This window comes from Candidatus Protochlamydia sp. R18 (assembly GCF_000648255.1).
GTDB lineage: Bacteria > Chlamydiota > Chlamydiia > Chlamydiales > Parachlamydiaceae > Protochlamydia > Protochlamydia amoebophila.
In genome coordinates, this window is the sequence record NZ_BASL01000613.1 from 14,270 (window position 1) to 35,178 (window position 20,909).

Below are 20,909 nucleotides of genomic sequence, written 5' to 3' on the forward strand. Positions count from 1 at the left end.
AAATAGTGAGATTTCCCACAATGCGAGAAAACACTTGATAGGGAGATTTGATGACTAATGATGTTCGCTTAACTTCAGATTTAATTCACGAAGCCCAAAACAAAATTGATCAGATTAGACAAGAAATAGGAAAAGTTGTTGTTGGGCAAACATTTTTGATCGATTGTTTATTAATTGGTCTATTTGCTGATGGCCATCTTCTCTTAGAAGGTGTACCTGGTCTTGCTAAAACCCTTGCTGCCACCACATTTTCTAAAATCATTGACTGTCAATTTAAAAGAGTTCAGTTTACTCCTGATCTTTTACCTGCAGACTTAGTTGGAACCCCTATTTATAATCCTAAAGAGGGAACTTTTAGTATCAAGCAAGGCCCTATTTTTACCAATATTCTACTTGCTGACGAAATCAATCGCGCCCCTGCTAAAGTTCAATCCGCCTTACTAGAAGTCATGCAAGAAAAACAAGTGACAATTGGAGGAGAAACATTTGAGGCCCCTCGACCTTTTTTAGTTTTAGCGACTCAAAATCCGATTGAGCAAGAAGGAACCTATCCTTTATCTGAAGCACAAACAGATCGTTTTATGATGAAAATTTTGCTTACTTACCCATCTCGAGCAGAAGAAAAAGAAATTCTCAAACGTATTGGTTCTTTATCCCCATTACCCGCTATTTCAGCTATTCTTAGTGCAGAAGACATTCTTTTTTTTCGAAAGCTTGTCAATGAAGTCTACTTAGATGAGAAAATTTTTGAGTATATCTTAGATATTATTCAAACAACGCGTAAACCCGAAGATTATCAATTAGGACAGATTAAAGGGTTACTCGAATATGGGGCTTCTCCAAGAGCCACCTTAGCATTAAAACAAGCTGCGAAAGCGCATGCTTTTATTAGAGGGCGTTATTTTGTAAACCCGCAAGATATTAAAGATGTGTGTCTTCCCATTTTAAGACATCGTTTACGACTTTCTTATGAGGCTGAAGCCGAGAATTTAACAACAGATGCTGTCATTCGACAAATTTTAGATACGCTGCCTATCCCATGAATCCAACTCTACTAGAAATTTTTCAACATATTCGCCGCATCCAAATTGAAACGACCCGTAATGTGGATGATCTTTTTGCAGGAATTTACCGCTCAGCTTTTAAAGGTCGCGGCTTAGAATTTGAAGATGTTAGAGAATATCAACCAGGTGATGATATTCGAAGCATTGACTGGAATGTCACAGCTAGACTTCAAACACCCTATTTAAAAAATTTTCGAGAAGAAAGAGAGCTCACAGTGATGTTGGTAGTTGACATCTCTGCCTCGTCTCATTTTAGCCATATCAAACAGTTAAAAAGTGAATTCATTGCAGAAGTTGCTGCTTTATTAGCTTTTTCAGCTATTAAGAATCAAGATAATGTGGGATTGCTTCTATTTTCCAATCAAATAGAACTCTACCTGAAACCTAAAAAAGGGCTTCGACACGTTTTGAGAGTTATTCGTGAGCTTCTATTTTTTCAGCCTCAGTATCGGGGAACAGACCTTCAAAAAGCTTTAAGATTTTTAGGAAACGTCCAGAAAAAACAATCAACTTGCTTTCTAATTTCAGACTTTTTGACACAACCTTTATTTCATGCAATTCATGTCACCGCCAAAAGACATGAACTTATCGGAATTCAACTCTATGACGAATATGAACAAATTTTCCCCTCTATGGGATTAATTTCATTATATGATTTAGAATCAAATAAAAAAGCATTAATAGATTCATCTGACAAGTCCTTACAAAAGTTTTATCAAGAGTCATCAAAATATAGACAACAATTATGGCAAAAAATATTTGCCAAAGCTGGCGCAGCATGGATTTCAATTCGAACAGATGAATCTTCTACTCAAGCACTGTATAAATTTTTTAAATTTAGGCATAAAAAGTGAGTTTTTGGATCCGATTCATCCTATTATTCCCTATATTCCTTCAAGCAGAATTAACATGGAATACTATCCAAAATGATATTTCTATTGGATTGGAATTTTCTTCAGAACATATAACCTTAGAGCAGCCTTTGACCGTGAAGGCGAACATACATTCTCCCTCTTCTGATAAAATGAATAAAAATATGCTTATCCATCAAATGACACATTCATTTAATCCCCTTCAGCCAGTTTTTGCAATCCAGGAAGTTGTTCAAACATCTCAAGAAGAAAATCAAAAACAACGTACAAACTTTTCTCTTATCCTTTCTCCATTGCAAGTTGGAGAAATTCCTTTATCTTTTTTAAATATTTTATTTGAAACAACAAAGGAAGAGAAAATCAAAAATATTTTTACACCCATTTTTCCTATCGAAGTGGCAAATTCTGAAGAATTGGATAAACAATTCTTACCTATTGCACCCTTATTCTCCATTGATCGTCAATTTCCTTTAACATTAACAGAGCGTAACCGAATTGATATCTACGAAAATAAAAAACAACTGGATTTAGAAGCAGAAAGAAATCAAAAAATTTTTTCAGAAAGGACGGTTCCTTGGCTAACAATCCTGCTGTTATTGTGTTTACTGCTTACCTGGTATGGTCGAAATATATTTTTCCTCAGGCATATAAATTTGCTTTCAGAAAAATCCCCAGAATTAAACGCTCAACAAACTTTATTGCTATTAAAACAAGAACACCTTCCCCAACAAGGTTTATACAAATCTTTTTACACACAACTTCAAGATCTACTTTTATCGTATTTAGAAAAGCATTTAAAGATGCGCTTAAAATCTTTCACTGCAGAAGAGTTACATTTTCAACTTATTCAATCTAATTTTTCCCCCACATGGATTGATCCCATTATCAATTTCGTAAAAAAAGCCAATCAAATTAGATTTTCTAATGATCCTCTCATAAATATAGAATGGGAGATGGATGAAAAACTTGTAGAAACAATTGTTTTTTCTCATCCATCCAGCAATCAACTTTAGCGTATTTCTCTAAAATCTTCTCGTTTTACTTCTGGTGAAAATAAAGAGCTTTCTAGTTGAAAGTCATTAGAATAAACAAAGAACATATATTTTTTGCACAGGAAGGAACAAGCCTCGCTCGTAACTCCGATTAAAAAGAGAAATACATAAAAAAAAGACTAAAATTCAAGGGAAATTTATTTAGCAAAGGTCTAGATTATTTCTTTTATCAATAGAAAAAAAATTAGTGATTGAAGCTCATTCTAAACTGAACAACCTCAATCACCAATATAAGAAACAATTTTGAAAATCGGTACGTCCTAAAAATTAGAAACGATAACCGAGACCACCACCAACTTTAAATCCATTCAAGTTAACTTTGTGATGATGGCTAACATAATCACTGCTATTATGAGAATGGAACTTAAACTCTTGGAATACATAATCTACAAATACGTCAGCGAAAACATTTTCTGCCAAAGAGTAGTAAGCGCCTAGTTGCACAATACCGCCCCACGTTTGCTTTTTACTTGTTTCATGAGCAAAAGAAGAATGATTTTTAACTCTTACCCAATTGTAAGAAGCACCTGCTCCGACATATAAACTTGCATACGGATTGATATTGAATAAATATTTGACACCCAAAGTTAATGGGATCATACGGAGTTTTGTTCTATCATGGTCGCCAATCGAGTGACCTTTCTTTTCAAACCCGCTTATACCAACCCATCCGCGCCAGTTATTGCAAAAACTTTTAGAAAGCTCAATTTGGTAGTCTGCCCATCCATTTCCATAAATATGCCTAACTTTTTTAGAACAAGGACGGAAGTAAGCAACTCTAGCTTCTACTGCTACATCATCTAAGAATGAAAATGAGCCATAGGAAGAATCACATGAGCCACAATCATTCCATGCTTGTACAGTACTTGAGGCGCTGAAAATAGCTACTGCAGCTAAAAATGTTGAGAAGAAAAGTTTCATATATATCGCCTTTTTAAGGGTTACAGAGAAATTTTTTTAGGCTTTGCGCATTTTTTCCGACTATATAAATTGATTTCAAAAAATGCAAGAGTCAATTTTTTCTCTTTTATAAATAAAAGAAAAACAAATAATCGGCCTAAACGCAATTTATCAATAAATCATTTATTATTAAAGCCTAAGTTAAACGGCGTTTAAAAAGCCACTTTGCGCAAGCTAATGTAAAAATAGCCATCAAAAACATAGGCCATAAATTTTGAAAAACAATATTTAAAGGCATGTTTTTCAAAAAAACCCCTTTCACAATCACTAAAAAATAGCGAAGAGGGTTAAGTAATGTCACGGTTTGTAACCAAGATGGCATATTTTCAATCGGTGTAGCAAATCCAGATAACATCACAGATGGACTCATAAAAACAAATGTTCCTAAAATGGCTTGCTGCTGGGTCATACAAAGAGAAGAAATAAATAACCCTACCCCTACTACCGCACTAATAAATATAAATAAGCTTAAATATAAAATCGCGACCGAACCTGTAAAAGGAATTTGAAAAATAAAAACTGCGGCTAAAAGGATTATTGTTCCTTCTATTATCCCAATTAATAAAGCGGGAATTGTTTTACCGACCAAAATTTCCATGGGTTGAAGAGGAGAAACGAGTAACTGATCAAACGTCCCTAACTCTCTTTCTCGAGCGACAGATAAAGCTGTCACAATTAACCCCACCAACATTGTTAAAATTCCCATCAAATTGGGAACATTAAACCATTCATACAGTAAATTGGGATTAAACCAATGACGCATGATGAGCTCAGTAGAAGAGATTGAAAATCCCGCCTGTTGAGCATAATCTTGGTTAAATTGATCAATCACTCTTGCGACATAACCTTGAACAATTTGAGCTGTATTGGATTTTCTTCCATCCAGAATCAATTGAACGTCTGTTGCTTGCTCTTTTTTCAAGTTGCGAGAAAATTGTTCATCTAAGTGAATGACTAACATCACTTCTTGCTTATCTAGGAGTTCTTTAATTTCATGGACAGATTTCAGGTAATAAATAGGAGTAAAGGTACGCGAATCATGAAATCGTTGTAATAATTCAAATGAGGATGGTCCCCTATCAAGATTGAGAATACCGATTGGTACATTTTTTACTTCTAATGTGCCAGCGAGTGCAAAAACAAATAGCTGAATAAGGGGAGGAACTATTAAAATAAATCGACTCTTTTTATCTCGCCAAACAGCTAAAAGTTCTTTAATAATTAAAGCTATAATACGATCAATCATTCGTTTTTCCTAATCGAGTCTTTTCACTGTTTTTTTAGCAGTTAACAAATAAATCACACAGCCAATCAGTAACATCACTCCTGTATTGGGAATGATAAGTTTCCAAATGTTGCCAACTAAGAAAATCGTTTGTAAACTAGAAACAAAATACCGAGCCGGAATCAAATAGGTAATCCAACGAATAGGTGTTGGCATACTAGAAATTTCAAAAATAAATCCTGACAAAATAAAAGCCGGTAAATATGAGGCAACAATGGCCGCTTGTGCTGCAGTAAATTGATTTTTTGTTAGCGTGGAAATTAGCAGTCCCAATCCCAAAGCTGTCCAAAGAAAGATGGCTGTGACAAATCCGAGTAGTAGCCAAGAGCCTCTTAAAGGAATGTGATAAAAAAAGACTGCGATACACACACAGACAATCATAGCAAACATTCCTAGAATGAAATAGGGCACGAGTTTACCAATTAATAATTCTGTAATTGTTACAGAAGTAGACATCAAAGCTTCCATTGTCCCTCTTTCCCATTCCCTTGCCACAACCAAAGCGGTCAAAAGTGTTCCAATTAAGGTCATAATAATCGCTAAGGATCCTGGAATTAAAAAATTTCGACTTTCTAATTCTTCATTAAACCAAAACCTTGGCAAAGGACGAACAAACGGGATCTTTTGGTTAGACTGAATTGTTGATTCTTGAATAAGCCAGTTTTGCCATGCTCCTTGAATATAGTTTTGAACGAAGCTAGCTGTATTTGGTTCACTCCCATCCGTTAAGACTTGAATAGGAGCCTTATGGCAAGAACGCATTTTAAAGGAAGAAAAGTACGAAGGAACAATGACAATTCCTTTAATGGAACCAGCAACCATAAGCGTATTTAAAATATGCCTATCATGAGCCACAGTGACTTCAAAAAAACGAGAATCTTTTAAAGTTTGAGCAAAACTTTGTGCATCTGGGGAAGTATCTTCAAGAATCAATCCTATTTTAATATGATTGGCATCAAGCGAGACTCCATACCCGTAAAGAAATAAAAGTATCAGAGGAAGGATCAAGCTGATAGAAAGACTGCTTGGATCTCTCACAATTTGAAAAAATTCTTTGATTATCAATGCTTTTAAACGAATAAAAGAATTTATATTCATGTTGGATTCTCTTTTTCGTATTCTTCAATAAGGTGAATAAAAGCATCTTCAAGTGTTGGGTAGGGATTTTGAACTGTTTTTGCAATGCTTTTTAAATTCTCTGGAGTTCCCACCTGAATTAAACGACTTCGATAAATTAAGCCAATTCGATCACAGTACTCCGCTTCCTCCATAAAATGTGTTGTTACCATTACCGTCACACCTTTTTTAACAAGGCCATTAATGTGATTCCAAAACTCTCGACGGGTAATAGGATCAACGCCTGAAGTTGGTTCATCTAAGAAAAGAACTTTGGGATAGTGCATTAAGGAACATGATAAGGCTAAGCGTTGTTTTAATCCTAATGGGAGGGTTTCTGCGGATTCATTTAAATAGTCTTGCAATCCAAAAATAACAATCATCTGATCGATCATTTTTTGACGATGTTTTCCTTTTAAATTGTAAATACCTGAGAAAAAATTTAAATTTTGAGAGACACTTAAGTTTCCATATAAAGAGAATTTTTGAGCCATATACCCGATTTGAGAGCGTACTTTTCCAGCGGCAAGCTGTAAATTTAATCCATTTACAATGGCAGAACCCGCAGTCGGTTTGAGTAATCCGCACATCATTTTAAATGTCGTCGATTTCCCAGCTCCATTAGGACCTAATAATCCAAAAATTTCACCTTCCTCGATTGTAAAATTAATATGATCTGCTGCTGTAAACGCCCCAAATTTTTTAACAAGGTCTCTTGCTTGGATAATTTCTTTTTGGCAACTGGAAATTTGAGGAATCTGCACTGCTAAAGGTGAGGGTCCTTTCGGTCCCCCACCTAAAATATCGACAAAGGCATCTTCAAAACGAGGTAGGATTGGGATGACAGTTGCAGATAATCCTGCTGGTAAAGATAAGGGATTCAACTCTACATTGGAATTTTCTGTCACAAGACGAATATCATTTCCTTGAATTATTCCATCTTTAACAAACGGTTGATTTAAAATATGCGTGAGAATTTCTCGTCGATTTCCTTGTAAATGCGTGAGTTTGAATGTACGACCTCTGACCCGTTCCGCAAATTCATAAGGAGAACCATGATAAAGTAACTGACCTTCATTTAACAAAATGACAGAATCGCATTTTTCGGCTTCATCTAAGTAAGCAGTACTCCACAAAACTGTTATTCCATTAGTAATTAAATCCTGAACCATTCTCCATAATTCGCGACGAGAAATCGGATCTACCCCAACATTGGGTTCATCTAATAATAATAACTGAGGTTTGCGAAGCAACGTGCAAGCTAACCCTAATTTCTGTTTCATTCCTCCTGATAAAGCTCCAGCCAATCGTTTGGTGAATGGCTTTAATCCAGTAAAATTAAGAAGTTTATCAAATATTTCTTTTCTTTCTTCTTTTTCAAGACCTTTTAAATCGGCATATAGTGCGAGATTCTGATCAACTGTCAGATCTTCATATAAACCAAATTTTTGAGGCATATAACCAATGAGCGAATGAATATGTTTTGCTTGTTGAACGGTATCGTATTTAGCAACTGTGATAGAGCCACTAGAAGGTAAAAGCAAACCAGCAATTAAACGAAGTAAGGTTGTTTTGCCAGCTCCATCTGGACCGGCAATCCCAATCATTTTTCCAGGCATAAGCTTAGCACTGAGAGAACATAAAGCAGGAGGATGGGTGGGATCAAATATTTTAGAAACATTCTGGAGGAAAACTAAAGCTTCCGTCACAGTATTTCCTTAGTTTGTTTTTTTAATCGAAGTGTTACGGGCATTCCTTGACGCAATCCTTTATCAGGATTTTCAGCAATAATTCGTAAACGATACACTAAGTCTGTGCGTAATTTAGTTGTTTCTACTGATTTGGGGGTAAATTCAGCTACGGGAGAAATAAATCCAATATGCCCCTGATAAACCTTTCCTTCTTTTGTATCAGTGAATATTTCAACCATCATACCGGGATAAATCTCTCCTAGTTCAGGCTCTGCTACAAACGATCTAATCCAAATCGGAGAAAACAAAGACAGAATATAAACGGGATCTGCTTCCCTTACAATAGAACCCGGCTCTCTGATACGTGTTAAAATCGTTCCATCATTGGGAGCGTAAATTTCTGTATCTTGTAAATTAGTCAAAGCAACTCCTAAAGCTGCTTGTGCTTCTTTTAAATTTGCCAATAAGACGTCACGAGAAGATAGAGTATCTTCATATTCCTCACTTGAAATCGCTCCAGTTCCAATTAGTGTACGTCTTCGTTCTATCAACTGTTCAGCATTTTTTAAAGAGGCTTCAATTGATTCTACCTGAGCTTTGGCTTGTAAAACTAAATCGACATAAGGCTGTTTATCAAGAGTGGCTATTAATTGTCCAACAGAGACAAAATCTCCTTCTTGATAAGACATCTGATCCACTCTTCCTTTTACTCTAAATCCCAAATCAACTTGTCTCACATCGACATTTCCGTAGAGAGTAATAGAATCCTCATCCTCTTTTTTTTCTAAAAAATAATGAAAGTAAATATGAGCTACTGCTGCCAAGATAAAAAGGAAAAGACAAATTAAAGCAAATCGTTTCACAAATCAACCTATTGTCATTTAGACTTTCTTCATTAAATTTATTCTCAATTGACATAATCTTTTATGCAAGAAAAGTCAAAGATTAAAAATAAAACTCATTTTGTTATTCACGAAAATTTATTTATTTTGCTGATAAAGAAAAGACCTCCCCCCATTTGAGTTTTTTAGCTATCTTGTATTCAAGGGGAGTTCGCTTGGAAATCGTTTCTTGTTGAATTCCGTTTGGAGTGCACAACGTAAACAGACTATGACCGGATCGATGTTGAGGATGGCGTAAAATGCGAGCAGGTGGTAATAAAAGAGAGGACTTAGAAACAACAATATAGGAAAACTTTTCGTCTTCATAATTTAAAGTTCCTCCCTTCAAACGCCTGTGGAAAGAACTTCTTTCGATACGAGCTGTAAAATGGCACCAATCTCCTCTCAGAATCGGACACTTTAGGGCATGAGAGCAAGGAGCTACGATATGTCCTCCCATATCGATTAATGTTTGGCGAATAAGTCGAATCCTTTCAAAACCAGTCGGAGTCCCAGGTTCGATGATCACCAAAATTTCTTTTGTGGCTTGCCAACACTTCTGTAACACCGGAAAAATCGAGGCAGAAGATAATTCGCCTATTGAATAGGAAAGAGTAACCATATCATGCACCGGAAGCTCCTCTAATAGCTCTAGGTCCCCTATTTTCCATTGGCAATTTTGAAAAACAGCTAATTCTTTCCTCTGAGCTAATTTTTGACCCAGTAGAGCTAAAGACTGATCTTTTTCAAATAAAGTTGCCGTTTGCAAAGGAAAAATTTGCGCAGCAGCCCACAGAGTTGTTCCAGGACCTGCTCCTAGATCTAATAAAGAATGGATAGATATGCCGTTGACTGTTTTTTTAATTTGATTGAGCGTTTGATAAACGGCAGCATAAGTGGCTGGTAAACGTGTAGCTAAATAAGAGAGGCGTTGCTGATCATTAGTCATGAACTGCTGTTTTTGGTGGGAGCGGTAACGATCTGTTAATATTTCTCTTGCATTTAGCAGTTCATTCCAACCTGCCTGTTCTAACGCTTCAATCACACCATTTTGTAAATCTTCGGGAAGTTGCATGTTTTATTACCTAAGCATGTTTCTTTCGTTTTTTTATTCAATAAGTAAAAAGGATTAATCATAAGGCTTTTTATCCGTTTTAGTCAGTTTAAAGTTAAGTAATTCGTTACTAATTCCTGGTTTTTGCTTTCCTTTAAAAGCTTCAATGAACTGAGCTCCGATATCTGCAGATTTTTCATTCCGCTTGATCAAAATAGCCTCCACAATCTCTTCGTTTCCAAAAATCGCTAAAAGTAATTCCCGAGAAGCAAGCTGAATCTCAATTTGAGGTTTTTCTGTATGCTTGATAAAGTTGAGCAATGAATAATACCCTTTCTCTTGATTGCGTTGCGAAAGGGCAATTTTTTCATCAGTTCCTTCTTTTGTTTGCAATTCTTTCAACTTTTTTTTTGTTATAGTTCCTTTTAATATATGATAAAAAGCTTGTTGTAATACAGGATCTTCTAAGCGAATACGTTGAATATCTTCGATTTGCCTAATTTTATTGATTTTATTTAATTTGTCCGCAGCTGCCATGAAATCATCTAACATTTCGTGCACAAAATTGGGACGCTGACTTTCAAGCTTTTTGTAAAAAGCTGCTTGCCCATACAAAACTTTGATTAAATCCTCAGTTATTTGACGTATTTGTCGAAAAACTTCTGGGTTTTTCTCCCGATTTTTCTTGTTAAAAAACATTGTAAAGGAGAGCTGACGCTGGGAAGGTTCATATTCTGCATAGAGATTCCTTTGGTGCAAATTCAAAGCCTCCCGCTCGTCTTCTTCTAAATAGAGTTGATATTGCCGTTGAACAATAACTGTAGATTTAAATTTTTCTAATTTTTCCACTGTGATAACAGCTGTCATTAGAATAAGCATTAAAACGAGAGGTAATACATTCATATCAGCCCTCAGTTGAATAAAAAATATAATTTTGGCTAGAGGGTAAGACAAACGCAAACATTAGAGTCTTCGTTTCGATTTTACCTGCTCGTTTATTTAGCGCTTGGCGATTAGTAACCACGCGAACTTCTAAACGCAATATGGAAGGCATTTGTGAATAAGCTTTAAACCATTCTTGATGCCATCGATTTTTTTCTGGGGTTTTCTTTTCAGGATATGGCTGCATAGGATCAATCGGATGAATATTAGAAAGGCGTTCAGGGGCAGCGTAAAAGCCAAAATTGATACTTGCCACATTTTCTAATAAAATTTCTTTTTGCATCTCTTGATAAGGTTTATCTGAATAAATTGGCCACATAGCCAAAGCAAGGCGATGTTGTTGATCAACATACAGCCTAGCTAATATGTCGTTAGAAAAATTAGGATTAGCTCGCGTTTCGTTATTAAAAGTAAAAATGAGACTAGGGGCATTAGAAATATGATCGTCAGGAGGTTGAGTATAAAAGTAAAATCGTCTAACAGTGCCTTGGTTTTCATTCACAAGTCGTTGAAATAAATAATTTAAACGAGTTTCCGTGTAACGCATTTGAAAACTTTCTTTTTCTCTTTCCTCCGTCCAAGTATCAATCAAAGAAAGCTCTCGAAAAAAACCAAAGATAAGTGTCAGTAAAAGGGAAAGCAACAACATGGCAATTAATGTTTCAAGCAAAGTAAAATATTGTTTGCGATGCTTAACAAACCCAGAAGAAAGCTCTCTAGCTCTTCCTTTATTCAGTAGCATGTTCTTTTTCAGGAACATCTTTTTCCTCAGAATCTAAAGGTTTTTTGAGCCCTGATTTAAAAGCTTTCGCGCCTCGATCGATGTAAATATGATAAGTATAATCAAACGAACTTTCTTGCTTTTTATCTTGTAGTTGAATGACCAATTCAACTAAATATTTTTTAGCTGTTTTAATATCTTTTTCGGAAGACAGAAAACACAGGGAATAAACAGCTTCATACCCAATTTCCTCCAGTTTTTTTTTTAATTCTTCTTCTTCAAAGGGAGCTTGAAACCGGCCCAAAATTTGATCGAGAGAGATCATCTGTTTGTATAATTTTTCAATTAAATCGGCATGAATTAGGTGAACAAGGTGGTCACGTTGATTGACTCGTATCACATTTGCTTGTTGTTTATTGATGTTAACGTAAATTTGAAAAGAGGGAATCACGCAAATCAAAATCAACAACATCGCAATCATCACCTCCAACAATTGAAAATGACGTTTATTTTTTTGGGGTTGAAGCATTTGATTATTGCAGATCTGAGTTGGTATCTGGATATATCTCTTCATAGATCTCTGCAGGATAAAGACGTTGGCTTTCTTCTATTTTATCCATTTCTTCTCCGGGGGGTTGTCTTCCAATGGGACTGGGATAACCACGTAAATAAATAGTTTCTTTGTTAGCATGCTTACCGGTTAATACAAGTGAGCCTTGACTCATATTTCCCAAGGAAAAAACCAATTTTAAAACTTCCTCCGTTCTTCCTCCCAGTTGACAAGTTTCGATAGCAGATAACATTAATGGGCGCTCAATCATCTTTGCCCAAGCATCGTTTAATGGCTTTTCAATTTCTAGCGAACAAGCCACCTGGTTATTCCCCATATGGCTTATTATAACATACACATCGGCATCTAATAGCAACATTAACTCTTGAGCCGTTCTTAAGCGGTTGAGAATTTCTTGACATTCAGAATAAAAGCATTGTTCATCATAAGCTTTTTTTAATTTTATTCCAGTTAAAGTAGCGCCCATCGATAGGATTAAAAGGACGACTAATACTTCTAATAACGTAAAATGAGCCTTATGTAAGGCATTTTTCACAGACCACTCGTTCAATTATTTTGAATCCTTGAATAAACTGCCCTGCCCTTTTTTATTCAGATAATCTGTATATTTCGCAGAAGTGATTTCAATCTCTCCATTTTCTTTAGTCGTGACAGTATATTCTACCCCCCACCCATCTTTTTCGAGATCACGAGAATTTTTAACGAGCTGTGACTTCTTTAAAATATTTTTCCAATCCATTGCTACATTTTCTTTTTCTTCCGGATGCATGGCAAAATGTAAATCTAAAACGGTATGAATTTTTTCAATTCCCGCTTTTGTTTTAAAGGCCTTTCCTTCATCTAAACTACCTGTATAGTTATAAGCTATCACGCCTGTAATCATTGCGATTAAGAACATGACGATCATCATTTCTACAAGTGTAACAAAATGCTTTTTACTTTTTACAACTTTCATAACATCCTCTTTATTTTTTCAACCTGCTGAAAACGAGCTGACATCTGTTAATGGCAACATAATAGCCAAAAGCACTGTGCCAATAACGAGTCCCATCACAATTAAAATAACTGGCTGTGCCAAAGCCATCACCCGATCTAATGTTTTCTCAATTTCTTGTTCATACATATCTGCAATACGACTTAACATCACGATAGACGTCCCTGATTCTTCACCAACAGCTAACATTTTTGAAACCAATGGAGGAATATATTTAGACTTCCCTAATTCTTGGCTTAAAGAGTGCCCTTCGATAATCTTCGCTTCAGCCTGTTGAATTTCTTTTTCCAAAACCACATTATGCATCACTCCACGAGAGATGCGAAGAGACTCTATCATGTTCAATCCCCCCTGAAGAAGCGTTCCCATCGTACGGCAAAATCTTGCCACAGCCGTTTGAATAACTAAAGTATTAATCACAGGTATGCGCAAAAGCGTTTTTTCCATCCATAACTTTCCTTCTGAAGAACGAAATTTCCAAATGACAAAAATTGTTCCTGCTACGAAAGTCGGCAAGTATAACCACCAATAATTTCTAAAAAGGTGGCTTAAACCTAAAATGGCATTTGTAAAAGCATTGAGTTTACGTTCTGCAAAAATTCCTTCTAAAGAGGGAACGACAAATCCAAGTAAGAGGGTGATAATCAACAACGAAAATCCTCCTAAGATACAAGGATAAATCATTGCTGTCGTGATTTGTTTTTTTAATTTCATTTGTTTAGCAAGAAGTTGCGTGAGCTTTTCTAAAATCGGACCTAGCATCCCAACAGCTTCTCCAGCCGCTACCATTCCGCAATACAGTTGGTCAAAACTCTCCGAATACGTTGCCATTGCTCCAGACAAACTCATTCCTGTACGAATTTGTTCACATAAACTTAAAACAACGCGGTGGAAAGACTCTCCTCTCGATTGCTCTTCAATAGCAATTAAGCTTTCATAAAGGGGAATACCAGCATTGACTAATTGAGAAAGTTGAACTGTAAAAGCTAAGAGAGCCTCTCCTTTTAGGTTTTGCTTTCCGTTAATTTTACTTTTTGTTTGAATCTGCGTAATGAGTAATCCTTGATCGCGCAATTTTTCTTTAGCATCACGTTCACTGATCGCTTCAATCACTCCTGTTCGACGTTTTTTTTTCTCATCGACATACTGATATTGATAAAGTGGCATACCTACCCTTCTTCCTCAATTCCTCTTGCCACGCGCAGTACTTCTGTTACAGTCGAAACACCTTGTTTAACCAGTTCTGCTCCATGACCAAGTAAGCTCACCATTCCTTGCGACAAAGCCACTTTACGCATTTCTATGGCATCCGGACTTTGGATAATTTGTTTATTGATTGCATGATTAACTGGCATTAACTCATAAACGCCCTGACGCCCTTTAAATCCAGTTCCATAACAAGAGGAACACCCTTTACCTCGATAGAGGAAACCATTTTTCAATTCTTCTGACCGAATTCCCAAACTTTGCAACTCTCGAAGACTCGGTTCATAGGTTTCTTTACAATCTGAACATATTCTTCTGACAAGTCTTTGGGCTAGAACACCTACAATACAAGAAGACAGTAAATAAGGTTCAATTCCCATATCGACAAGGCGAGTAATCGCAGAAGGAGCATCATTGGTATGAAGCGTACTTAAAACAAGGTGCCCTGTCAAAGCAGCTTGAATGGCTATTTCTGCGGTTTCTTTATCTCTAACCTCTCCCACCATAATCACATCGGGGTCTTGACGTAAGATATGTCTTAAACCCGTAGCAAAATCGAGCTTAATTTTATGGTGAACCCCAATTTGTGCAATCCCTCTTAAATTATACTCTACTGGATCTTCAATGGTCATGATGTTGATCTCATCATTTGTCATATCACAAATAGCACTATAAAGAGTTGTCGTTTTTCCGCTTCCCGTTGGCCCCGTCACTAAAACAATACCTTCTGGTAATGAAACGAGCTTTTGAAATTGCTCAAAAACAGAAGGAAGCATCCCAATTTTATCCAATCCAAGTAAGACATTTCCTTTATCTAAAATACGCAAAACAATACGCTCGCCTCCTGCAATTGGCACTGTACTTACACGAAAATCTACTTCCCGTCTTCCCATACGTAATTTGATACGTCCATCTTGTGGCAAACGATGCTCGGCAATATCTAATTTGGACATGACTTTGATACGAGTCAATAATTGAGTTTGGTAATCTTGCGAAGGAGCATGCCTATTTTGCAAAACTCCATCAATGCGATATCGAACCCGCATTCCATTTTCTGAAGGCTCAAAATGAATGTCAGAAGCCCCTTGCTGAATGGCTTCTGTTAAAATTAAATTAAGGAGCTGGACAACTGGGGATTGCAGCTTGCTTTGATCAAAAAGATCAAAAATTTCAATATCGCCTTCTTTTCCTTCTTCGCTTTTGTCTCCCATCCCAGCAATCAGTTGCGAAGCTGCACCATGTTCAGTGTTATAACAATCATGTATAGCTGACAAAATCACATCACGAGGGCTATAAACGGCTTCAATTTCAGCGTTTAAAAAAAACCGAAGCTCTTCTAGTGGAGCTAAATTAAGAGGATCAGCCACAGCGACAACTACGATAGTTCCCTGATCTTCCACAGGAAGAATAACATGCTTTTTGGCAAATGCATAAGGAACTTGTCTATAACGCTCTTTACTTACTCGAAAAGAAGACAAATCAAGGTAACAAGTCATCCCAAATTGTTCGGCAAGCTTCGCTTGAGCTTGTTCTCCTCCTAATTTTTCTTTTAATAAAAACTCTTTATTTCCTGTTTCCTCATTATCGCCCGTCATATTCTCCTTCAAGTTGGCTATGGTCATCTACTTTGCAGCAATCAGAGATGTAATAACGTTCACGAGGACGACCGAATAATACCGTCATACTCCCTTCCATCAATCTTGTTTTTTCATAACGATGAGCTTCTTGAACACATTCTAGAAAGTAAGGAACATCCCCTGGACGCAAACATAAAAGTTCTTGTCTTAGACATTGGAGCTGCTCTTTCGGATCTTTTACAATATGAGGAGTAATAAAAATAAACATTTCAGAGCTACTATCTTTAAGGGAATTCGTACTAAACAATTTACCTAATCCCGGTAATTCTCCCAAAAAAGGAATGGAATCTTTATTATCATTCGTCGTCTTTCGTCGTAATCCTCCTAAAATTATTGTGTCTCCATCAGGAACTTGCACTTGATTAGTAATATGACGTCTCGTCACATCAGGTCGTGAGCGATCTCCTCCCGCATGAATTGTATCAAAAGTAATATCCGTTTCAAGTGTCACATAATCAAAATCCCATTCATCCTCTGTATCGTGTTGATTTAAATGAATAGTCGGTTTAACACTAATTGTAATCCCGTATTGAGCACGTGTAAAAGCATCTTTCAGCGTTGTTCCTTTAGCAGTCTCCACTTCAAAAATCCCCGTATTGATAGAAATATCTTCATTGACAGCGATTGTTGCGGGAGTTTGATTCATGGTCAAAATGGATGGATTTGAATTAATCTGTACATCATCCTGAGACAATAGAAAGCGATAAGCTAAATCAAAGGCTGGAATACCACTACTTGTTTGTTTCCGGCTTAATAAAAAGTCAAAAACCCCTGCGTTAGCTGGAGTAAATTCTCCCTTAACGGGAAAAATGTTATTAAAAGTTGCTCCAGTTAAATTTGTGTTTTTAGCAATATGCTCACCAATTTTTAAAAGATTTAATCCAAATGTATTTTCACGGGTTAAAATCTTTTCAAAAAGTAGTGTTTCAATCTGTACCATTTTTTTAGGAACATCTAATTTTCTGAGTAACTCTTTGATTTTTGGAAGAATGTCAGCTTCCACAACCATCACGATTGACCCAGATTTTGCATCAACAATAAAATTATCTCGTCCTACATTGGGATCTGTTTGGATAAAGGCACCAGGTTGAGCAGGAGCCGGATTAACAATGAACCCTCCTTCTTGGTAATAACCTTCTTGTCCATATAAGGTTTGGGGAGGCTCTTTTTGTGGGTTAAGAATAGGGGGCGCTATGGGAGGAGGAGCTGAATTATTATCTATAACATTGATTTCAGTTCCTGCATTTTTTGAAACTACTCCTTGTCCGTCTGGTCTAACCCCAGTCCCTGTTGTGATCATTAAATTGTATACTTTAAATAAAACATCAGCTAGCTCTTCAGATTCAGAATGTTTTACGGTATACCAAAAAACTGTTTTGTCTCTTACTCCGCCAATCCGATTTTCTACATTTCGTACAACGTCTTCTGCTTTGCGGATCTCTTCTTTTGTTCCCACAACAAAAAGTGCTTGCGTCATGTTATCTAAGACAATAATTTTCAATCCATTGACATCTCCTCTAGCATATTGTCGGGAAGATTCTCCATTTGCAGGAATGGCTAAAGAAGTGTCTCCTTCTTCTTGATCAAAAATTGCTGTTAAAATACGGGCCATTTCATCTGCACGAACCTTACAAATAGGAATGAGGCGATAGTCTTTTTCTCCGCGATTTGAGGCAATAAAATCATAAAGTTTTAAAATATCTTGAATTTCACCCACTTGACCCACTAACAGAATATCTCTTCCAAGAACTTGTAAAACTGTTGTATTATGATTGATAAATCTTTCTAGGAAAGAATAAGCTCGCCGAACTTCTGATGGTTCTGGAGATAATACAAAAGCAATTTTTGAATCTATCGGAAGAATTTCTAAATCTTGCCGCTTGTTAGTAATCAAACGTAGGTTAGAATTATTGAGGGTAATTAAGTAAAGTTGACGGAGGTAAGGGTTCAAAGTTTTAATTCCTACTCCATTTTGATTTAAAATTAATTCTAACATTTCATTCCAAGATGACCTGGGAATTGGTAAATTAGAATCAATACTTAAGCGAATTGCACCTACGTCTGGAGGAATTAAATAGACATAATCTTGAGATCCATAATCAATAATCAACTGTTCTAAAGTTGTATCTGGGGCATGCCAAAGTCCATAAGCCTCGCCTTTATTACTTCGGACAGCTAAGTCACGCCATCTATTTTCAAGTTGATTCAAATGCTTTTTATGTTGGTTAATGCGATTGAGTAATTCTTTGTAATCTTCTACAGGAGCCTTTGCTTGGTAAAGTTTAAAAACCTCATCATAAAGTCGTTCAATTTGAAATTGAATGTGTTGAGATTCTCTATTTACTTGCGTCAAGAAACGATCCATTTCTTGATCTAAATCACTTTCAGAAGATTGAAGGTTAGCTTTTTTTTCTGATATTGATTGTGCCCACAATTGATGAAAAGGGGATCCTGCTAGACAAAAAAGACCTACTATCCAAATCAGTTGCTTTATCATGTTTACCGTCGATTCGCTTTAATCTACTCTTACCAAATTTAATTCAGTGTCAATGAAATCTATTGTCATTCAACACATAACTTTATAAGAAGCCTTGTTTTAATTCTTATTCGAGAGATTAGGAACAACTGGAATACGATTTGCCAAATCAGCTTCAGTTTTACCAACACTAGTAATCCCTTTTTCTGTTTGCAAAATCGTTTCTCCTGGTTCTTTAACCTCTTTATCTTTCATTTCTTTAGTTGTAAAAGATTTATTGCTATTACCTTGTTGTAAAGTTAGTTCAATCGATTGACTATCACTACGAGTAGAATTATATAAAGTTCCCAACATCAATTGACGATCATCTTTACGCACTAATCTTTCAAATACAAACAATGTCCCAGCCGTTTTACGCTTTACATAATCATCTATTTCCTCAGCAGAAGTAAGTTTTTTCCATCCTTTCTGAGTCATCAAAAGCCAGTCGGAAGGACTAACAATCATTCTTTCATTATTAATTTCAAATACACATTGCGACCTTGTTTTGGCCCCGACAAATTTAAACATATGCTGAATATTTTGAGCATTTTGTACCATCCAAGGTTCAACAGATTTTAATAAATTCAACAGGATCTTACCTTTCCCTTCTACATCCCACAATTCCAAAGTCAATAATCGCTCATCAATTTTTTTGACGACCAAAAGTGGGTAAGCCCGTGAACCTGCTCCTGGTTGAATGACTTTCCATTGATTTTCATCCCAAATTAAACAATCTCCAGGGCCAATAAAAACAGAATAAATATTTTCATTTTCTCCAAAATCGACTCTTTGTTTGCCCAAGCAGTGTTGGTATTCGTCTCCTCCGTGCTTTTCTAAAAATCGATCAATCCCAAACCAGCGCGCTTTTTGTCTGGCTAAAAGTGTTCCATCGACTCTCCATGTTCCCAATTCCCAAACTTTCCCAGCAAAGCGAATGAATTCTTTTTCAGGAAGTCGAAATTGATAATGATTTTCAGGCTCTGTAATCAAGTCACCTTTGTCATTTTCCAAAGTTAACTTAACAACAACTTCAGAATCAGCCAACATTGCTTCTATCCACAAAGACGTTTTTTTATTCTGAGGACTAAAAATGTATTTATTTGGAATACTTTCTTTATCATAAACTAAGTAAAGTCGCTCTCCAGGAGGAATCGATACAATATTTTTATTTGTATTAAAAGCAAAATGCAACAAGGTTTGTTCAGACTGAGCATCTGGTCTACTGTTTTTTCCATAATAAATCAATTGTTGTCGCAAATCGGGAAGCTGCAAAGAAGGAGAAGCTTCATTTAAAGCTAATAAAGGGCCATTTAACTGTTCATAAGACTCTGTTGATAATTCAAAAGCTCCTTTTGGCAATCCACATAGCTTTGCCTTAGGATCTCTACAAATAATCTGATTGGAATAAGTAAACTTCATCACTCCAATTCCAATAGCCAAAAGACAACAGCTTCCTAAGATAATAGAATTTAAGCCCATTAACCAGCGATTGATCATCTGTTTCTCTTTTTTTATTTTTAGATTTACCTATTGATTAATAATGGATTATGTCATTTTTATTTAAAAAAAACAAACAATTAGTAAAAACTCATATCAAGTGAAAAATTATTAAATAAACTGCGAGTAAAATTTTAATAGCTTCTAAAATTAAAAAAAAGATTGCATGGTTCACAAATGCATATTATAACGAGTTTTTGGATTTTATAAGAGTGTAAGCTGGGAAATTTGAAACTTATCAATAGATCCAACGAAAAAAGATAGTGTAAAATCAAATGTTTATTCTAACAAAAGATTTAAATAAGGAAAAATAATGAACAGTAACGATTCAAATCAATCTAATAATGAACCTAACAAGCCTTTTACGCCTTACAACGCTTCTCAATTAAGTCAAAATTCAAATCCTGACACGACACAAAAAGACAAAAATTTTTCTCAAAAAGAAAGAGCTGAAGATAAAATTAGAGAACAATTACGTTTTGCTAGAGAATCGAAAAATAATGATGAAATTTTCGATTTTGCAAAAAACAACAAAGAACAAATGATTACTTATCTTCTTTTAGGGCTAGGGATTGTTCTCATGATGTTTATGTATGGTAGCCTATTAGGAGAGCTAATCATTGGAATGGTTGTAGGCTATCACTTTGCATCCGAAATTGTCTTTTATCTCCAAAACGTCAGGCATTTTTTTTCGAATAAAGAGCAACTTCGCTCTATCGTATTAACAGTTATTCTAGTGGCTTTATTTATTGCAGCACCAGGAATTTTTATCGGCGCAGCCATTATTGCAGCTATACAACAATTCATGCCTAATAAGGGCGGCAATCGTGATGAATAGCAAATTGTAA

General features: G+C 35.9%; 19 protein-coding genes. 4 read left to right on the forward strand and 15 right to left on the reverse strand.

Going from position 1 to position 20,909, the window contains the following annotated elements; genetic code table 11:
- Positions 1-50 precede the first annotated feature (50 nt).
- Genes TY19_RS01880 through TY19_RS01890 form a run of 3 tightly spaced genes read left to right on the forward strand, consistent with a single transcriptional unit; the run spans position 51 to position 2,949 of the window.
- Positions 51-1,043 carry an AAA family ATPase gene (locus TY19_RS01880; RefSeq protein ID WP_042279578.1) on the forward strand — a complete coding sequence of 331 codons (993 nt, stop codon included), beginning with the start codon at positions 51-53 and terminating at the stop codon, positions 1,041-1,043.
- Positions 1,040-1,918 (forward strand): DUF58 domain-containing protein, encoded by an 879-nt coding sequence (locus tag TY19_RS01885; protein ID WP_042279580.1) that lies wholly within the window; start codon positions 1,040-1,042, stop codon positions 1,916-1,918. The genes TY19_RS01880 and TY19_RS01885 overlap by 4 nt, the downstream gene beginning before the upstream one ends.
- Positions 1,915-2,949, forward strand: a complete 1,035-nt coding sequence (locus TY19_RS01890) for a hypothetical protein (RefSeq protein WP_042279582.1) — start codon at positions 1,915-1,917, stop codon at positions 2,947-2,949. The genes TY19_RS01885 and TY19_RS01890 overlap by 4 nt, the downstream gene beginning before the upstream one ends.
- A gap of 306 nt (positions 2,950-3,255) precedes the next feature.
- Here TY19_RS01890 and TY19_RS01895 read toward each other — a convergent pair whose 3' ends face one another.
- The 15 genes from TY19_RS01895 to TY19_RS01965 form a co-directional block, all read right to left on the reverse strand.
- Positions 3,256-3,909 carry an outer membrane protein gene (locus TY19_RS01895; RefSeq protein ID WP_042279584.1) on the reverse strand — a complete coding sequence of 218 codons (654 nt, stop codon included), beginning with the start codon at positions 3,907-3,909 and terminating at the stop codon, positions 3,256-3,258.
- A gap of 175 nt (positions 3,910-4,084) precedes the next feature.
- Positions 4,085-5,194, reverse strand: a complete 1,110-nt coding sequence (locus TY19_RS01900; protein ID WP_042279587.1) for an ABC transporter permease — start codon at positions 5,192-5,194, stop codon at positions 4,085-4,087.
- Positions 5,195-5,203: 9 nt separating this feature from the next.
- A complete protein-coding gene (locus TY19_RS01905) occupies positions 5,204-6,331 on the reverse strand; it encodes an ABC transporter permease (RefSeq protein ID WP_042279589.1) in 1,128 nt (375 codons plus the stop codon).
- Positions 6,328-8,058, reverse strand: coding sequence for an ATP-binding cassette domain-containing protein (locus tag TY19_RS01910; RefSeq protein ID WP_042279592.1), 1,731 nt, complete (start codon positions 8,056-8,058; stop codon positions 6,328-6,330). The genes TY19_RS01905 and TY19_RS01910 overlap by 4 nt, the downstream gene beginning before the upstream one ends.
- Positions 8,055-8,903 (reverse strand): efflux RND transporter periplasmic adaptor subunit, encoded by an 849-nt coding sequence (locus TY19_RS01915; protein ID WP_042279594.1) that lies wholly within the window; start codon positions 8,901-8,903, stop codon positions 8,055-8,057. The genes TY19_RS01910 and TY19_RS01915 overlap by 4 nt, the downstream gene beginning before the upstream one ends.
- A gap of 121 nt (positions 8,904-9,024) precedes the next feature.
- Positions 9,025-9,996, reverse strand: coding sequence for a small ribosomal subunit Rsm22 family protein (locus TY19_RS01920; protein WP_042279595.1), 972 nt, complete (start codon positions 9,994-9,996; stop codon positions 9,025-9,027).
- Positions 9,997-10,050: 54 nt separating this feature from the next.
- Positions 10,051-10,878: a hypothetical protein gene (locus TY19_RS01925; protein WP_042279597.1), complete on the reverse strand. Its 828-nt coding sequence runs from the start codon at positions 10,876-10,878 to the stop codon at positions 10,051-10,053.
- 1 nt (position 10,879) lies between these two features.
- Entirely contained in the window at positions 10,880-11,677 is a 798-nt protein-coding gene (locus tag TY19_RS01930; RefSeq protein WP_148300614.1) for a hypothetical protein, read from the reverse strand.
- Positions 11,646-12,119, reverse strand: coding sequence for a hypothetical protein (locus TY19_RS01935; protein ID WP_042279601.1), 474 nt, complete (start codon positions 12,117-12,119; stop codon positions 11,646-11,648). Before TY19_RS01935 ends, TY19_RS01930 begins: the two co-directional genes overlap by 32 nt.
- A 52-nt stretch (positions 12,120-12,171) precedes the next feature.
- On the reverse strand, positions 12,172-12,744 hold the full coding sequence (locus tag TY19_RS01940) for a prepilin-type N-terminal cleavage/methylation domain-containing protein (protein WP_226988461.1): 573 nt from the start codon (positions 12,742-12,744) through the stop codon (positions 12,172-12,174).
- Between the two features lie 15 nt (positions 12,745-12,759).
- Positions 12,760-13,164, reverse strand: coding sequence for a type II secretion system protein (locus tag TY19_RS01945; RefSeq protein ID WP_042279604.1), 405 nt, complete (start codon positions 13,162-13,164; stop codon positions 12,760-12,762).
- An 18-nt stretch (positions 13,165-13,182) separates the two neighbouring features.
- Positions 13,183-14,370, reverse strand: coding sequence for a type II secretion system F family protein (locus tag TY19_RS01950; protein ID WP_042279605.1), 1,188 nt, complete (start codon positions 14,368-14,370; stop codon positions 13,183-13,185).
- Positions 14,371-14,372: 2 nt separating this feature from the next.
- Positions 14,373-16,004, reverse strand: a complete 1,632-nt coding sequence (gene gspE, locus TY19_RS01955) for a type II secretion system ATPase GspE (protein WP_079979189.1) — start codon at positions 16,002-16,004, stop codon at positions 14,373-14,375.
- A complete protein-coding gene (locus tag TY19_RS01960) occupies positions 15,991-18,543 on the reverse strand; it encodes a type II secretion system protein GspD (protein ID WP_052354725.1) in 2,553 nt (850 codons plus the stop codon). The genes gspE and TY19_RS01960 overlap by 14 nt, the downstream gene beginning before the upstream one ends.
- Positions 18,544-18,642: 99 nt before the next feature.
- Entirely contained in the window at positions 18,643-20,061 is a 1,419-nt protein-coding gene (locus TY19_RS01965; RefSeq protein ID WP_052354726.1) for a hypothetical protein, read from the reverse strand.
- A gap of 313 nt (positions 20,062-20,374) precedes the next feature.
- Between TY19_RS01965 and TY19_RS01970 the strand changes: the two genes are divergently transcribed.
- The gene (locus TY19_RS01970) at positions 20,375-20,899 is read left to right on the forward strand and encodes a hypothetical protein (protein ID WP_042279607.1); all 525 of its coding nucleotides are present in this window, start codon (positions 20,375-20,377) and stop codon (positions 20,897-20,899) included.
- Positions 20,900-20,909: the final 10 nt, after the last annotated feature.

Bases quoted from the DNA above. Each gene is read 5' to 3' on its own strand.
- TY19_RS01880 (WP_042279578.1), top strand. From the start codon at position 51: ATGACTAATGATGTTCGCTTAACTTCAGATTTAATTCACGAAGCCCAA.
- TY19_RS01885 (WP_042279580.1), top strand. From the start codon at position 1,040: ATGAATCCAACTCTACTAGAAATTTTTCAACATATTCGCCGCATCCAA.
- TY19_RS01895 (WP_042279584.1), bottom strand. From the start codon at position 3,909: ATGAAACTTTTCTTCTCAACATTTTTAGCTGCAGTAGCTATTTTCAGC.
- TY19_RS01900 (WP_042279587.1), bottom strand. From the start codon at position 5,194: ATGATTGATCGTATTATAGCTTTAATTATTAAAGAACTTTTAGCTGTT.
- TY19_RS01905 (WP_042279589.1), bottom strand. From the start codon at position 6,331: ATGAATATAAATTCTTTTATTCGTTTAAAAGCATTGATAATCAAAGAA.
- TY19_RS01920 (WP_042279595.1), bottom strand. From the start codon at position 9,996: ATGCAACTTCCCGAAGATTTACAAAATGGTGTGATTGAAGCGTTAGAA.
- TY19_RS01925 (WP_042279597.1), bottom strand. From the start codon at position 10,878: ATGAATGTATTACCTCTCGTTTTAATGCTTATTCTAATGACAGCTGTT.
- TY19_RS01930 (WP_148300614.1), bottom strand. From the start codon at position 11,677: ATGTTCCTGAAAAAGAACATGCTACTGAATAAAGGAAGAGCTAGAGAG.
- TY19_RS01935 (WP_042279601.1), bottom strand. From the start codon at position 12,119: ATGATTGCGATGTTGTTGATTTTGATTTGCGTGATTCCCTCTTTTCAA.
- TY19_RS01945 (WP_042279604.1), bottom strand. From the start codon at position 13,164: ATGAAAGTTGTAAAAAGTAAAAAGCATTTTGTTACACTTGTAGAAATG.
- TY19_RS01950 (WP_042279605.1), bottom strand. From the start codon at position 14,370: ATGCCACTTTATCAATATCAGTATGTCGATGAGAAAAAAAAACGTCGA.
- gspE (WP_079979189.1), bottom strand. From the start codon at position 16,004: ATGACGGGCGATAATGAGGAAACAGGAAATAAAGAGTTTTTATTAAAA.
- TY19_RS01960 (WP_052354725.1), bottom strand. From the start codon at position 18,543: ATGATAAAGCAACTGATTTGGATAGTAGGTCTTTTTTGTCTAGCAGGA.
- TY19_RS01965 (WP_052354726.1), bottom strand. From the start codon at position 20,061: ATGATCAATCGCTGGTTAATGGGCTTAAATTCTATTATCTTAGGAAGC.
- TY19_RS01970 (WP_042279607.1), top strand. From the start codon at position 20,375: ATGAACAGTAACGATTCAAATCAATCTAATAATGAACCTAACAAGCCT.